This is a genomic window from Geminicoccaceae bacterium, assembly GCA_020638465.1.
Classification (GTDB): Bacteria; Pseudomonadota; Alphaproteobacteria; order Geminicoccales; family Geminicoccaceae; genus JAGREO01.
In genome coordinates, this window is record JACKIM010000001.1 from 1,709,450 (window position 1) to 1,725,263 (window position 15,814).

Here is a 15,814-nt window from a genome sequence, read left to right on the forward strand (position 1 = left end):
CTGGACGGGCATGACGCCAGAGGCAAGGCGTCCAGACAAAACCCATTATTTCACTGTAGAATAGACTCGCGCAAAGGCGTCAGGGGATGCCGGAGAGCGATTTTCCGAACACGGGGTGGGGTTTGCACACCGGCAGCGGCCGCCTCGCTGGCACGGGCGGCACGGGCGGTGGCGGCAGGTCGGGGAAATCGCCGGGCGGGAGCGCGCGGATGAGGCGCAGCTCGTCGGGCGCGAAGATGGCAAACGCACCCGCCTGCGGGGTCGTCATCATCGCGTCGAGGATATGCTCGTGGAGACTTTTGAGCAGGCGGGACCGTCCCCTTGCGCGGAGCCTTTCCTCCTCGCTGCGGGATTTCCTCGTTCTTGCGGGTTTCGCCGCCCCGGGAGTGTCCTCCGTGAGCGACCATGGCACCGGGCAGACATCCGGCACATCGATCCCTCTGGCCACCGACTTCAGCAGCGAGGTGATGACATTCCCCATTCCCCTGCGTCCGGCACGATCCAGCCATGCCCTTTCGGCACCATCCGCCGAGGCGACGGATTGCGCCAGGGAGTTGTCCTGCAACTGGCGGAACCAGTCGCGGGAGTGGAACAGCAGCAGGCGGTGGAGGATCGCCCGGAGGCCATGACCGCCATGTGGGGACAGTCCCGCCCGCATCGCCGACAGGACACCCGCCACATGCGGCAGATGTTCCAGCCCGTCGACCTCCGCCATATCAAGCCGGACCTGCGGCCCGGCCAGCACCCCGCGCCGCCCGGTCACCACCAGCCAGCACACCTTCAGGAAACGAGGCGCGCCCCAGCGAAAGACCCGGCCGGCGAGTTTGCGCGGCAATATGGGGGGTGTGGGAGAAGTGTGGGACATGGGGGGAGGTTATGATACGGGAGAGGGATGAGAGTCAAGGAATATTTTCCGATTCGTCACAACAGACTGTCATCCCACCATGAGTTCCCATATCCCTTCTTCGGACGCCTTTCAGTAGACAATATCCCCGTGCAGTGACATGGTATGTCAGAAGCCTCGTCAGGCAGGAAAGAATCATGCACCGCAGAATCACACCATATCGACCGCGCGAGCTTGCCGGGTTTTCGTCAGTGGAGCATGTTTCATGAGTAATGCACCATGACTGTAACAAGTAGACATCCAATAGAATTAAAGAATTATTGACTGTATATCACAAATGAAGATTTAGTGTTCGATTAATTATAGTGGATCCTCTTGTATGGGGAATGATATTTATGAGAATTATAAAGTATGTCCCGAGTTGAAGCCGGGGCAAATTTGTGTCGTTGTCGAGAAATATGAACCAAATCCAAAATCAGTGGATTTGTTTGTGCGAAAATTTCACTACCACATCCCAGCTCACCGTATCAGTGTTGACGACCAAATATCGCTTCTTCGATCTTTAATCTGCCATTTTGAACAATGTGGTCCAGAAAAGATTGTTGGATATCACTTGAACAACAGGAAAGGGGGAGAGTCAAAAATACCCCTGAAATCTTATGTAAGTTATCCAGAAAAAGGCGTAATACGACGATATTTTGGTGCCAACACTAAAGCATGGACGGATAGCGTAATTAGAGAATCTGATTTTCGTGTGCGTTAACGGATATTATCGCAAGTTTGCGATGTGCACCGGATTCTTCCTCCAGTCCCGGTCGGTTCCGTTGTCGTCGACCGGGACGCGTGCGAAGGGTGGCCAGTTGCAATCGCCCTTCGCCATTTTTCCGTTCCGTTGATGATCCGGTCCGTCAGGTGGCGGCCTTGGCCTCGGCGCGGCGGCGGTGGAGGACGGGTTCGGTGTAGCCGTTGGGCTGGGCCGCACCCTCGAAGACGAGGTCGCAGGCGGCACGGAAGGCGATGCTGCCTTCGAAATCGCCCGCCATCGGGCGATAGGCCGGATCGCCCGCATTCTGGGCGTCGACGACGCGGGCCATGCGCTTCATGGTCTCCTCGACCTGTTCGGCGGTGCAGATGCCGTGGCGCAACCAGTTGGCGATATGCTGGCTGGAGATGCGCAGGGTGGCGCGGTCCTCCATCAGTCCGACATCGTTGATGTCGGGAACCTTCGAGCAGCCCACGCCCTGGTCGACCCAGCGGACCACGTAGCCCAGGATGCCCTGCGCGTTGTTGTCGAGCTCGGCCTGGATCTGCTCCGGCGTCCAGTTCGGCCGTTCGGCCAGCGGGATCGAGAGAATGTCGTCGAGGCTGGCGCGTCCGCGGCCCTTCAGCTCCTGCTGGCGGGCGGCGACGTCGACATTGTGATAGTGCAGCGCGTGCAGGACGGCCGCGGTGGGCGAGGGGACCCAGGCGGTATTCGCGCCTGCCCGGGGATGAGCGATCTTCTGCTCCAGCATGGCGGCCATCAGGTCGGGCATGGCCCACATGCCCTTGCCGATCTGCGCATGGCCCGGCAGCCCGCATTCGATGCCGACATCGACGTTCCAGTCCTCGTAGGCCCGGATCCAGGCGGCATCCTTCATGTCCGCCTTGCGGATCATGGGGCCGGCCTCCATGGCGGTGTGGATCTCGTCGCCGGTGCGGTCGAGAAAGCCGGTATTGATGAAGCAGACGCGCTCGCGGGCCGCGCGGATGCATTCCTTGAGGTTGACCGTGGTCCGGCGCTCCTCGTCCATGATGCCCATCTTCATCGTGTTGCGCGGCAGGCCCAGCGCGTCCTCGGTGCGCGCGAACAGCTCGTCGGCGAAGGCCACCTCCTCCGGCCCGTGCATCTTCGGCTTGACGATGTAGATCGAGCCGGTGACGGAGTTGGCATGGCGGCCATCCGGCATGAAATCGTGCATGCCGATGAGCGTCGTCACCAGCGCGTCGAGGATGCCCTCGGGCACTTCGTTGCCTTCACGATCGAGGATGGCGGGCGTGGTCATCAGGTGCCCGACATTGCGCACCAGCATCAAGGACCGCCCCTTGAGCGTCAGCGTGCCGCCATCCGGTGCGGTGTAGTGGCGGTCCCCGTTCAGCCTGCGGGTCAGGATGCGGCCGCCCTTGGTGAACGAGGCTTCGAGCGTGCCCTGCATGAGACCCAGCCAGTTGCGGTAGGCCAGCACCTTGTCCTCGGCGTCGACGGCGGCGATCGAGTCCTCGAGGTCCATGATCGCGGTCACCGCCGCCTCGACCACGACATCGGCCATGTGGGCCCTGTCGGTCCGGCCAATGGGGTGATCGGCATCGATGACGATCTCCAGGTGCAGGCCGTGACGCCTGAGCAGGATCGAGGAAGGGGTGGCGGCATCGCCGCGATAGCCCGCGAACTGCGAGGGATCGAGCAACCCGGTGCTGTCGCCCGCGGTGGCCACCAGCAGCTGCCCGTTCTCAACGCGATAGGAGCGGGCTTCGAGATGGGAGGCGCCATCGAGGGGCGCGGCTTCGTCGAGGGCTTCCCGGGCAAGGGCGATGACCTTTTCGCCGCGCAGGGGGTTGTAGTGGTCGCCGCGGGTAGCACCGCCGCGGTCGCTGATCGCATCCGTTCCGTAGAGGGCGTCGTAGAGGCTCCCGAAGCGGGCATTGGCGGCATTCAGCGCGTAGCGGGCATTGGTGACGGGGACGACGAGCTGGGGCCCGGCGATCAGGGCGATCTCGGGATCGACATGGGCGGTCGTGACGGAAAAGTCCCCACCCTCGGGAACGAGATAGCCGATCTCGCCGAGGAAGGCCCTGTAGGCGGACACGTCGAACCCGTTCTCGCGGTGCCACCGGTCGATGGAAGCCTGCATCGTATCGCGCCTGTCCAGCAATTCGCGGTTGCGCGGAGCGAGGTCGTGGATGATGGCGCTGGTCTGCTCCCAGAAGCGTGCCGCGTCGATCCCCGTACCGGGGAGAGCCTCCTGTTCGATGAACTGCTGCAACCCGGCTGCAACCTGAAGACCATATCGCTCGACACGCTCGACCATCCTCGCAGGCTCCCTCATATTGTTCGAATGGGCACGGTAGTCCTTGTCCAACGCGATGTAGGCCGCGCGGTGCAGGGGTTGAAGCCGTCAGATCCAATCTTTCTGCCATATGGAATGCGCTCTCATGGCGGCGCGGACCAGCATGATGTCAACAGGCCGGTACCGCACCGGAATGTGATTGGATGGCGGTCGGATCGCAGGGTATGCCAAGGGTAGCGGGCCTTGCATGGCCAAGCCACGGAGGGGAAACATGAAACGGATGAAGGCAAGCGACTTTTCGCAAGAACTGCTGGACCTGTATGACGGTTATGCGCACGGCAGGGTGACCAAGCGCGAATTCCTCGATCGGGCATCGCGATATGCCGTGGGCGGGCTCACCGCGGCGGCCATTCTCGACCAGTTGCGCCCGAACTATGCGCTGGCCAGCCAGGTGGCGCCCGATGATCCCGACATTTCCACAGACCATGTCATGTATGATTCTCCCGAAGGGCATGGCTCGATCAGGGCCTACATGGTCCGGCCGGCCGCAGCCGAGGGACCGCTTCCGGCAGTGCTGGTGGTGCACGAGAACCGCGGGCTCAATCCCTATATCGAGGATGTCACGAGACGGGTGGCGAAGGCGGGGTTCATCGGTTTCGCACCCGACGGACTGACTCCGCTCGGGGGCTATCCCGGCAATGACGACGAGGGCCGCGAGATGCAGAGGCAGCTCGACGGGGCAAAGCTGATGGAGGACTTCTTCGCCGGATACGAGCATTTGCGCGGCCGGGACGACGTGGGCGGCAAGGTGGGGGCCGTCGGCTTCTGCTATGGCGGCGGCGTGTGCAATGCCCTTGCGGTTGCCTATGCGGACCTTTCCGCTTCGGTACCATTCTACGGTCGCCAGGCCGATGCGGCCGATGTCCCGAAGATTCAGGCACCGCTGATGCTGCACTATGCGGGGCTGGACGAGCGCATCAATGCGGGTTGGCCGGCATATGAGGCGGCATTGAAGGAGAACGGCAAGTCCTACACCGCCTACATCTATCCCGACGTCAATCACGGTTTCCACAACGATACCACTCCGCGTTACGACGAGGCTGCGGCAAGGCTCGCCTGGGAGCGGACCATCGCCTTTTTCAACGAAAATCTCGCCTGACGCCCATCGATGGCCCGTGTGGTGCATGCATCGGAAGGGGATGGGCGAGACGCCGATCCCTTTCCCATGCGATATTGCGTGGAATAATTAACCGGCCCTTCAGTGTTTTATCCTATCGATATTCCGGAATTATCGAATGACGCCGAAGCGCGACAATCGTTAATCCTGGAGTTTTTATGAAACTACCCTTCTTTTTCAAGGCCATGGCCAGGAATCCAGGCGGTGCGGGCGAAGCACATGCCGTTGCCGGCCAGCACCATGGCAACAGCGGCATCGAACTGATCGAACGGGATCTGTCACGCAGCATCGCGTCGCTGGCGGAAGGGACCGGTGCGGGGCGCGATGCCGTCGAAGCGACCTCCGGCGAACTCGACAGGGCAGCCCGTCTGGCCCGTGAAATTGCCGATGACGCCAATGGCGGACACAGGGCCGCCATGGAGATTGCCGCGGCCATCGGGAAAATGGCGAAGACCTCTGCGGGGATAGGCGAACAGGCGGTTTCCACCTGCCGCGGCGTCGAACGGCTTTGCAGCACGGCCGTGGCGGCACGCAGCGATGCGACGCTGCTGACTGAAGAGATCATGCGCATCACCATGATTTCCGAGGCCATCGAACAGATTGCCGATCGCATCAACATGCTTGCCCTGAATGCCACGATCGAGGCCGCACGTGCCGGCGATGCCGGTCGAGGTTTCAGCGTCGTCGCCACCGAGGTCAAGGCCCTCGCCCGCCAGACCCACAAGCTCACCGGTGACATCGCTACCCAGATCGGTGCGGTCACGGGAGCGGCGACCCGCACCGAAGAGGCGGTTGCCATGATCGAGGCGCAGGCCGCCGACCTGAACGGGATCGCACGTTCCTCGGCACGGGCCGCCGAAGAGCAGGCAGATACCAGTCAGGCCATCGACCGCTCCGCCACTCGCCTCACGGAACTCACCCGGGCCATCGACGAGCGGGGGCAGAAGATCGCCGACGCCTCGCAGCGGGCGCGGCAGACAGGCGATGTCGCCCTCGAACGGGCCCATGCCTGTTCCGGGCATGTTATCGATCTCGGCCGGATGATCCGCGTCGCCCTGCGGACCACCGCGAGCGGCGACCGTCGTACCGACGACCGGCTGCCCAAGGAACTGGCCGTGACGATTCCGGCCGGGGGGCATACCCGGACGATCGATATCAGTGCCGGCGGCACCCTGATCGCATCCTGTCCGGCGATGGATCGCATGGCCGTCGGCAGCGACTTCCGTGTCAGGATCGACCGTATCGGCGAGGTCGGGGTCAAGGTTGTCACCCGCAGCGATCTGGGGCTGCATTGTACATGGACCGACATGGACAACGAGGTTCGTGAACGGCTGGACGGTGTATTGGCCGATATCCGCGCGGAGGATGCGCAGTTTGCCGAACAGGCAAGAACCATCGCAGACAGGGTGGAGGAGGCGCTTCACGACCTCGTCGAAACGGGACGTCTGTCGCTGGATGATCTTTTCGACGACGAGTACATTTCCATACCCGGCACCAATCCCCGGCAGCACCGTACCCGGTATCTCGAGTCGCTGGAGAAGGTGCTGCCGCCGATCCTTGAGGAGCCCCTGTCCCGAAGCCGGGATGTGGTCTTCTGCGCAGCGGTCGATCGCAACGGCTACCTGCCTGTCCACAATCGCAGATATTCGCACGAACCCGGAAATGATCCGGCCTGGAATGCTGCCCATTGTCGTAACAGGCGGATCTTCAACGACCGGGCGGGTTTCGCTGCCGCCCGCAATACACGTCCGCAACTCGTGCAGGCCTATGCCCGCGACATGGGGAACGGCAACACGGTCATGCTCAAGGAGATCGATGTACCCCTGACCATTGCCGAACGCCACTGGGGTGCCCTACGCTTCTGCTTCAGGCTTTGAAGGTCCCCTTTTGGCACCTTGTTGATTCTTGCGAAACACCGCCGGGTCGGGGAGGGTGACCCGACGGTGATCGTTCGCTCAGCGAATGGCGCGACCGGAGTCGTCGAACCGGTAGATCTTGTCGGGCTGGGGTGTAAGATGGACCTGATCGCCATGGGTCACGCCGAATTCCCCATCGGCACGGGCGACGATCTGGCCGACGTCATCGACATCGACGTAGAGGAACGTATCCGATCCCAGGTGTTCGGAGACCTTCACCTTGCCGTGCCATTCGCCATCCGTGGTCGACAAATCGAAATGCTCGGGACGAACGCCAATGGTCGCGGCACCATGCTTGCGTGCGACGGCACCCTCCAGAAGATTCATCTTCGGTGAGCCGATGAAGCCGGCAACGAACAGGTTGTCCGGTCGGGAATAGAGTTCCAGCGGCGATCCGACCTGGGCGACGTTGCCGGCATTCAGCACGACGATCTTGTCGGCCATGGTCATGGCCTCGACCTGATCGTGGGTGACATAGATCATCGTGGTCTTGAGCGTGTTGTGGAGCTCGCTGATCTCGATCCGCATGTTGACGCGCAGGGCGGCGTCGAGATTCGACAGCGGCTCGTCGAACAGGAAGGCCGATGGTTCGCGCACGATGGCCCGGCCGATGGCGACGCGCTGGCGCTGGCCGCCTGAAAGCTGGCCGGGGCGCCGGTCGAGATAGTCGGTGAGGTTGAGCACCTGAGCTGCTGCCTGCACCTTCTTGTCGATGGTCGCCTTGTCCTGCTCCGCCATTTTCAGCGGGAAGGCGATGTTGTTGTACACCGTCATGTGCGGATAAAGGGCGTAGGACTGGAACACCATCGCCAGGCCACGTCTGGCGGGTGGCATGTCGGTGGCATCATTGCCGTCGATGAGGATCCTGCCGCCTGTCGTATCTTCCAGACCGGCAATGAGACGCAGAAGGGTCGATTTTCCACAACCGGACGGTCCCACGAAGACAACGAACTCGCCGTCCTGAATATCAAGGTCGACGCCTGGAATGACGTTGACATTGCCAAAGGACTTTTTGACCTTTTCCAACCGGATGCTACCCACGGGCGTTCTCCATGATATTATTTTCTGGCCGCATGCTGGCGGTCATTTGACCGCGCCAAAGGTGAGGCCACGGACCAGTTGCTTCTGGCTGAACCAGCCGATGATCAGGATCGGTGCAATGGCCATGGTCGAAGCGGCCGAGAGTTTGGCGTAAAACAGGCCTTCCGGGCTCGAAAAGCTGGCGATGAAGGCCGTGAGCGGGGCGGCGTTCGCTGCCGTGAGGTTGAGTGTCCAGAATGCCTCGTTCCAGCTGAGGATCACGTTGAGCAGCAATGTCGAGGCGATCCCGGGCACGGCCATCGGCGTGAGCACATGGATGATCTCGTTCTTCAGGCTGGCGCCGTCCATTCTCGCCGCTTCGAGAATTTCACCCGGGATTTCCCGGAAATAAGTGAACAGCATCCAGATGATGATCGGCAGATTGATCAGGGTGAGGATAATCACCAGTCCGGTTCTGGTGTCGAGCAATCCCGTATCCCGGAAGATGAGATAGATCGGAACCAGCACGCCGACCGGCGGCATCATCTTGGTGGACAGCATCCACATCAGCACGTCCTTGGTCCGCCTGCCCGGGACGAATGCCATGGCCCATGCGGCGGGGATCGCGATCAGCAGGCCCAGAAGGGTCGAGCCGAGCGAGATCGTCACCGAATTCCAGAAATGCCTGAAATAGTCCGACCGTTCGTTGACGGCCTCGTAGGCCAGCAGGTTCCAGTCGAAGAACAGGAATTTCGGTGGCGATGCGATGGCCTCGGCTTCCGTCTTGAAGCTCGTCAGGAACGTCCAGAGGATCGGAAAGAAGATCGCCAGGCCGATGGTCCATGCCAGGGCGGTGTTGAAGGTCTTGCGACGTGATGAAACTGCGCGGGCCATGGCTCATGCATCCAGATTCTTGCCGATCATCCTCATCAGGAAGATCGCAACGATATTGGCGAGAATGATCGCGACCACGCCACCGGCCGAACCGGCGCCGACATCGAACTGCAGCAGCGACTGCACGTAGACCAGATAGGTGAGGTTGGTGGTTGCCGTGCCCGGACCGCCATTGGTGGTCACGAGGATCTCGGCGAACACCGAAAGCAGGAAGATGGTCTGGATCAGGATCACCACCGTGATCGCGCGGGCAAGATGGGGCAGGACGATGTGGAAGAACCGGCTCATGGGCGGAGCGCCGTCCATCTCGGCGGCTTCGAGCTGGTCGCTGTCCAGTGACTGTAGTGCCGTCAAAAGGATAAGGGTGGCGAAGGGCAACCATTGCCAACTAACGATCAAGACGATCGAGAACATCGGCGCATGGGCAAGGAAGTCGAGGGGAGGAAGTCCCAGGGCGTGGGCAATGAAGGCGAAAAGACCGTTCACGGGGTTCATGAACATGTTCTTCCACACCAGCGCGGAGACTGTCGGCATGACGAAGAAGGGCGCGATCACGAGGATGCGCACGATTCCCTGTCCCCACATCGGCTGGTCGAGCAGCAGTGCCAGCAACACACCGCCGACGATGGTAATGCAGAGGACTCCCAGAACCAGAACGAGCGTGTTGCGGATGGCATCCCAGAAACTCGGATCGGTGACGAAATAATAATAGTTCGACCACCCGGTCCAGCTTTCCATGCCCGGCATCAGCAGATTGTATCGCAGGAATGAAAAGTAGAGAGTGAGGCTGAGTGGGATAATCATCCAGCCGAGCAGCAAAAGGACCGCTGGCGAAATCATCAGCCTGGCTGCCGCGCGTGAATGCTGCGTGGCCATGGCTCCTCCCCCAATGATTGATGTTCGTTATTCGACAAATCAAAGGCAAGTGAACCGGAGGCGGACGGACAGGGCCCGCCTCCGGGTTCAAGATGTCGTCCGGCCTACTTGATGTAGCCGGCCTTGGTCATCTCCCGCTCGGCAAAGGCCTGGGAATTCTCAAGCGCCTGCTGGACGGTCTGCGAACCCGCCAGGGCCGCGGAGATCTGCTGGCCGACAAAGGTCCCGATACCCTGGAATTCGGGGATCGCGACATACTGGATGCCCGTGTAGGGAACCGGCTCAAGCGTTGCGTCCGCCGGATTGGCCGCGAGGATCGATTCTTCCACCGTCTTCGCGAAAGGAGCGGCGGCGATGTAGTCCTGGTTGGCATAGGTGGACTTGCGCGTGCCCGGAGGTGCGGAGACCCAGCCCTCGGTCTCGCCGACGAGGGTGATGTAGTCCTTCGATGTCGACCACTTCAGGAAGTCCTTGGCAATGTCAGCCTTCTGGGAGCTGCTCGGAATGGCCAGCGCCCATGCCCAGAACCAGCCGGCTCCCTTGTCTGTGACCTCCATGGGAGCGGCGCTGAAGGCGGTCTTGTCCGCCACCGTGGACTCGTTGGGGTTGTAGATGAAGCCCGCTGCCGAGGTGGCATCGACCCAGGTGGCGCACTTGCCGTCGGCAAACAGCGCGCGGTTTTCGTTGTGGCCGTTGGCGGAGGCGCCCGGCGGTCCGTACTTGGTCATCAGGTCGACATAATAGGTGACGGCCTTGACCCACGGCTCGCTCGTGAGCTGGGGCTTCCAGTCCATGTCGAACCAGCGTCCGCCGAAGGTGTTCACCATCGGACCGACGAAAGCCATGTTCTCGCCCCAGCCGGCCTTGCCGCGCTGGCAGGTGCCGTAGACGCCGTTGTCGGGGTCGTTCAGCTTGGCGGCGAATTCGGCCAGCTGGTCGTAGGTCATCTGCTCGGGCATCTCGATGCCGGCAGCGTCGAACAGGTCCTTGCGATAGAAGGTGAACGAGCTTTCGGCGTAGAACGGTACCGCGAACAGCTTGCCGTCGTTCGACAGGCCATTGCGTACCGAATCGAAGATATCGTCGTAGTCGTAATCGTCACCGAGGTCGTCGAGCGTGTTGAGCCAGCCCTGGGCACCCCAGATCGGGGCCTCGTAGGAGCCGATGGTCACCACATCGAACTGGCCGCCATTGGTGGCGATGTCGGTGGTCACGCGCTGTCTCAGCACGTTCTCTTCCAGAACCACCCAGTTCAGCTTGTTGCCGGTCGCCTCTTCCCACTTGGAAGAAAGCTTCTGCATGTTGATCATGTCGGAGTTGTTGACGGTTGCGATCGTCAGTTCCTCGGCCTGCGTGAGGCTGGTCGAGGCCAACAGCGCAATGCCGGCGAGGGCGAGATGCCTCGAAAGTGACATTGAAGGTCTCCCTGCTTGTTTAGATGATGCACTGCTCGCATGGGGGCAGCCAGCTGTCAAGCAAACATCGCGCTGGCGGGCAAATGTTCGGTGCATCATGGAACAGATGTCGTTCCGGGGAGGGCATCGTTGTGCGGAGCAAGGGTGTCTGTGACCCGGATCCAGCCGATGCAGCGCTTGCCAGGTTCACCCGGAACACATTCGAGCGACACCGTGCCGACTGTCGCCTTTGACAGCAATTGCCATTGGAAATACTAATTGCTCAGTCTCAGCGAGAGGACATGACATGACGGGGCCGGATGCTTTGTCCCATCCGAAAGGTGCGATCGACCGTCGCCGTGATGATGCGGCAAGGGCGGCCTGGCTCTATTTCGTGGCCGGACGGACCCAGGACGACATTGCGCGCCAGCTCAACGTATCCCGGCAGGCTGCCCAGCGGCTGGTCGCCCAGGCGGTCTCCGAACGCCTGGTCAATTTCCGCATCGACCATCCGATTGCATGGTGCGCCGAACTTGCCGAGCGTCTGGTCGAACGCTACAGCCTCGAATTCTGCGACGTCGTGCCGACCGACCTTGCCGAGCCGTCTTCGATCCGGACGATTGCCGTGGCGACCGCCGGAAGGCTCAACCGGATCATCGCGTCGAAGGCGCCGGTCATCCTGTGTGTCGGCACCGGCCGCACGCTTCGCGCGTCGGTCGACCATCTCGAGGAGATGGACCGGCCGCAACACAAGGTCCTTTCGCTGGTCGGCAACATGGCCAATGACGGTCGTGCCAGCCCCTACGAGGTGGCGATGCGCATCGCGGACCGCATCGGTGCGCAGCGTTATCCCCTGGCGGCTCCGGTGATTGCGGCATCGGCCGAGGAATGTGCGATCCTGCAGGGACTTCCCACCTATCAGGCTGTCAGCAGGCTCTACACGGAGGCCAATGTCAGCTTCCTCGGCGTGAGCGAGGTCGCCTGGCAGTCGCCGCTCCATCGTGACGGTTTCGCCAGCGATCTCGACATCGCCGACCTGCTCAATCACGGGGCCGTCGGCGAACTGGTCGGCCGGTCGTTCGACGTCGCGGGCAAGATCGTCGACTGCCCGACCAACCGCAAGGTCGCAAGCCTGCCGCTGCCCGTTCCGCCAAGGCATCTCACGGTCATTTCCGGCGGTGGCCCGAAGAAGTCCCTGCCCATCCGTGCGGCGCTCGAAGGGCGGTTTGCCAACGCGCTCATCACCGATGAACAGACGGCGGCGATGATCCTGGATGCTGTCCAGCCGGAGCTGTTGAGTGCGGAATGACGGTCCGGGAACTGTATTTCGATCATGACACCAAACGACAGGCGGCATGCGGAGATACCGGGTCGCCTCCGGGGAAGGGGCAACATGGCGGACAGGTACGATTATATCATCATTGGTGGAGGATCGGCCGGCTGCGTGGCTGCGGCCCGGCTGGTGCGGGACAAGGGTGCGCGTGTCCTGATCCTCGAACGCGGTCCGGCCGGTCCGGCCGGTCTCGGCCGGTTCATGCAGTGGATGCCCGCAGCGTGGATGAAGGGCATCGGCGGCAGCCCGACGGTGGAAATGCACGAGCCCGTGCCGCAAAGGCATCTTGACGGCCGCGCGCCGGCGGTCGGGCAGGCCAATGTGCTCGGCGGCGGCTCGCTGGTGAATGCCATGGTCTATACCCGCGGGCAGCATGCCGACTATGACCGCTGGGACGAATTTCTCGGAGGCGGGAAGGGCTGGAGCTTCGCCGACATGCTTCCGCACTTTCGCGGCATGGAGTACAACCATGCGTTCAATGACGAATGGCATGGCGTCGAAGGTCCGCTGCATGTCTCCAATGTCGGCAATATCTGCCAGATCACGGAAGACTACATCCTGGCAGCGCAGGGGCTGGGTATTCCCTTCAATCCCGATTTCAACGGTGCGCGACAGCATGGTGTCGGCACCATGCAGTATACCACCCGGAACAACCGCCGGTGCGATGCGGTCCAGGCATTTCTCCAACCGTTGGAAGGTGACGATCGGTTGCATGTCCGCACGGACGTGACCGTATCGAGGATACTCGTCGAAAAGGGACATGCGACAGGTGTCGCCATTGGCTGGCATGGACGTGAAGAACTCGTTCACACCGATGGCGAAGTTCTCGTTGCGGCAGGTGCCTACAACACGCCGAAGCTGCTGATGCTCTCAGGCATTGGCCCTTCGGAGCATCTCGCCGAACATGGAATAGCAACAATCGTGGATCTTCCCGGCGTGGGCGAAAACCTGCAGGATCACCACGAGGTCCCGGTCGTCTGTTCCACACCGGACCACCTGGGCTATTTCGGCGAGGACCGCGGCTTCCGCGCACTCCGCAACGGCCTGCAATACCTGCTGTTCCGCAGCGGCCCGGTGGCCAGCGTCGGCGTCGAGGCCTGCGCCTATGTCGATCCGGAGCACCCCGCCGATCCGGGCCAGAGCCCCATCATCAAGATGTACTGCATTCCCACGGTCTATCTCGACAAGGACATCCGCAATATCCAGCCTCAGGATGGCGTCACGCTGAACGCCTGCCTGCTGCGCCCGGCTTCGCGCGGCACGGTGCGCCTGCGTTCTGCCAATGTCGGCGATCGTCCCGTGGTCGACAACAACTACCTGGCCGAGCCGGAGGATCTGCGCCTCGAAATCGCGGGCCTGCGGCTCGCGCGCGAGATCCTCAAGTCGCAGCCGCTGGCCGGCAGGGTCGATGCCGAGCTCCTGCCGGGCGCCTCCATCACCGATGACGGCGCGCTGGCGGAGCATTGCCGGCGCACGGTCAAGACCAACTGGCATCCCGTCGGCACCTGCCGCATGGGCCCGGCGGGCGACCCGCTCGCCGTTCTCGACGACCGGTTGCGTGTCAGGGGTGTCGAGGGACTCCGTGTCATCGACGCATCGGCCATGCCCTTCGTGCCCTCCGGCAATACCAACGCGCCGACCATGGCCCTGGCCGACCGGGCCGTCGCCCTCATGGACCAGCCCTGAAGACGACCGCTTGCGGCACCATTGGGGCGGTAAAGGCCACCGGTTCGGACTGTCGGGATATCAGGCCGATCTGAGATAGACCTCGATGGTGGCCTCCGTCCCGTCCCGCCAGATGGCCTGCAGCCAGGTCGAGAACGGTTCGGCAAAGCGCGGATCGCGGCCGACTTCACCGTAGATGTCGGCCATCGCCAGCCAGACCTGCGGGCTCTCCTTCGCCGCCCGGGCCTGTTCGTTCAGCCGCGGCCAGATCGGATCGTTGGCCTCGATCGGCCTGCCGCTTTCGCTTGCCCCGGCACAATGCCGGCACCACAAGGCCGATTCCAGAGCCAGGCCCGTCACCGAACGGCCGGCGGCGAGCTGGTCGCGTATGGGCGGCAGGATGAATTTCGGCTGGCGGCTGGAGCCGTCGAAGGCCAGCCGGACATTGGTGTCGCCGATCTTCGGATTGGCGAAGCGCCGCTGGATCAGCCTGAAATAATCCGGAATCTCCACGTTTGGCACCGGTAATACCGTGGGGATGATCTCGTCATGCTCGACTTTGGCCAGGAAGGCACCGATCAGCGGATGCTCCATGGCTTCATGCACGAAATGCACATCCAGCAGGCGGGCAGGGTAGGCAATCGTGGCGTGGCCGCCGTTGAGGATGCGGATCTTCATGAACTCGAACGGGGTGACGTCGTCGACGAACTGCACGCCTGCCTCTTCCAGCGCAGGCCGGCCCTGAACGAATTCACCGGAGATGACCCACTGGATGTAGTCCTCGCAGAACACCGGCCAGTTGTCGCCGATGCCGAAATCTTCGGCGAGCATCCGTCGCTCCCGGTCGGTGGTGGCCGGGACGATGCGGTCGACCATGGCATTGGGAAAGGTGGCGTTGTCTTCGATCCAGCGTGCCAGATCGCCATCATGCAGTCGTGCCAGGCCCGCCACCGCATTGCGCGCGACCACGCCATTATGCGGAATGTTGTCGCAGGACATCACCGTGAAGGCCGGCATCCTGGCGGCGCGACGTCGGGAAAGGGCGAGGCCGATCAATCCGAAGGCCGTCGATGGCGCCCGGGGATTGGCGGCGTCGCGCAGGATCTCCGGATCATCGGGGTTGAACTCGCCGGTGCCGGGATTGATGAAATATCCCCCTTCGGTGACGGTCATCGAAACGATGCGGATAGCGGGGTCCATCATCCACGCCAGCAGCGCCGCGCGGTCGTCCGGCGGGACGAAATCGATCATCGAGCCCGTCACCCTGGCATGGCTCGATCCCGCCTCCTGTTCGACAACGGTGGTGAGCCAGTCCTGCGTCCGCAGGGCTTCGCGCATGGTGCCGTCGGCCGCCCGCACGCCGGCACCGACAATGGCCCAGTCACGATCGTGTCCGGCATTGAACAGGCGGTCCATGTAGATGGCCTGATGGCCGCGATGGAAATTTCCGGTTCCGATATGGAGGATGCCGCCCGTCAGCGCGTCGCGGCTGTAACGGGGGCGGTCGACGGCCCTAGGCAGGTCATCGAGCGACGCAAGCGAGAGTTTTACCGGCATGATCCGACCTTCCCTGACGGTGAGACGAGAGACCGTTTGCGAAGCAGGTTTCCAGTCTTCCCGCCCCTTCCACACGCTGATATCGCGAAAT

General features: G+C 62.3%; 11 protein-coding genes. 4 read left to right on the plus strand and 7 right to left on the minus strand.

Going from position 1 to position 15,814, the window contains the following annotated elements; genetic code table 11:
- Nucleotides 1-79 precede the first annotated feature (79 nt).
- Together H6851_08160 and H6851_08165 are read right to left on the minus strand one after the other, a co-directional pair.
- A complete protein-coding gene (locus H6851_08160) occupies nt 80-865 on the minus strand; it encodes a hypothetical protein (protein ID MCB9943575.1) in 786 nt (261 codons plus the stop codon).
- Nucleotides 866-1,752: 887 nt separating this feature from the next.
- Entirely contained in the window at nt 1,753-3,912 is a 2,160-nt protein-coding gene (locus H6851_08165) for a malate synthase G (protein MCB9943576.1), read from the minus strand.
- A gap of 250 nt (nt 3,913-4,162) precedes the next feature.
- Between H6851_08165 and H6851_08170 the strand changes: the two genes are divergently transcribed.
- Both H6851_08170 and H6851_08175 read left to right on the plus strand, forming a co-directional pair.
- Nucleotides 4,163-5,050 (plus strand): dienelactone hydrolase family protein, encoded by an 888-nt coding sequence (locus H6851_08170; protein ID MCB9943577.1) that lies wholly within the window; start codon nt 4,163-4,165, stop codon nt 5,048-5,050.
- 176 nt (nt 5,051-5,226) lie between these two features.
- Nucleotides 5,227-6,945, plus strand: coding sequence for a methyl-accepting chemotaxis protein (locus H6851_08175; GenBank protein ID MCB9943578.1), 1,719 nt, complete (start codon nt 5,227-5,229; stop codon nt 6,943-6,945).
- 78 nt (nt 6,946-7,023) lie between these two features.
- On the opposite strand, the gene H6851_08180 is transcribed toward H6851_08175, so the two are convergent.
- The 4 genes from H6851_08180 to H6851_08195 form a co-directional block, all read right to left on the minus strand.
- Nucleotides 7,024-8,025 carry an ABC transporter ATP-binding protein gene (locus tag H6851_08180; GenBank protein ID MCB9943579.1) on the minus strand — a complete coding sequence of 334 codons (1,002 nt, stop codon included), beginning with the start codon at nt 8,023-8,025 and terminating at the stop codon, nt 7,024-7,026.
- A 42-nt stretch (nt 8,026-8,067) separates the two neighbouring features.
- A complete protein-coding gene (locus H6851_08185; GenBank protein ID MCB9943580.1) occupies nt 8,068-8,898 on the minus strand; it encodes a carbohydrate ABC transporter permease in 831 nt (276 codons plus the stop codon).
- Nucleotides 8,899-8,901: 3 nt separating this feature from the next.
- A complete protein-coding gene (locus H6851_08190; protein ID MCB9943581.1) occupies nt 8,902-9,774 on the minus strand; it encodes a sugar ABC transporter permease in 873 nt (290 codons plus the stop codon).
- A gap of 104 nt (nt 9,775-9,878) precedes the next feature.
- Nucleotides 9,879-11,189: a sugar ABC transporter substrate-binding protein gene (locus H6851_08195; protein ID MCB9943582.1), complete on the minus strand. Its 1,311-nt coding sequence runs from the start codon at nt 11,187-11,189 to the stop codon at nt 9,879-9,881.
- A 286-nt stretch (nt 11,190-11,475) separates the two neighbouring features.
- Between H6851_08195 and H6851_08200 the strand changes: the two genes are divergently transcribed.
- Both H6851_08200 and H6851_08205 read left to right on the plus strand, forming a co-directional pair.
- Nucleotides 11,476-12,477, plus strand: a complete 1,002-nt coding sequence (locus H6851_08200; protein MCB9943583.1) for a sugar-binding transcriptional regulator — start codon at nt 11,476-11,478, stop codon at nt 12,475-12,477.
- An 84-nt stretch (nt 12,478-12,561) separates the two neighbouring features.
- The gene (locus H6851_08205) at nt 12,562-14,187 is read left to right on the plus strand and encodes a GMC family oxidoreductase N-terminal domain-containing protein (protein ID MCB9943584.1); all 1,626 of its coding nucleotides are present in this window, start codon (nt 12,562-12,564) and stop codon (nt 14,185-14,187) included.
- A 60-nt stretch (nt 14,188-14,247) separates the two neighbouring features.
- Here H6851_08205 and H6851_08210 read toward each other — a convergent pair whose 3' ends face one another.
- Nucleotides 14,248-15,723, minus strand: a complete 1,476-nt coding sequence (locus H6851_08210; GenBank protein MCB9943585.1) for a mannitol dehydrogenase family protein — start codon at nt 15,721-15,723, stop codon at nt 14,248-14,250.
- Nucleotides 15,724-15,814: the final 91 nt, after the last annotated feature.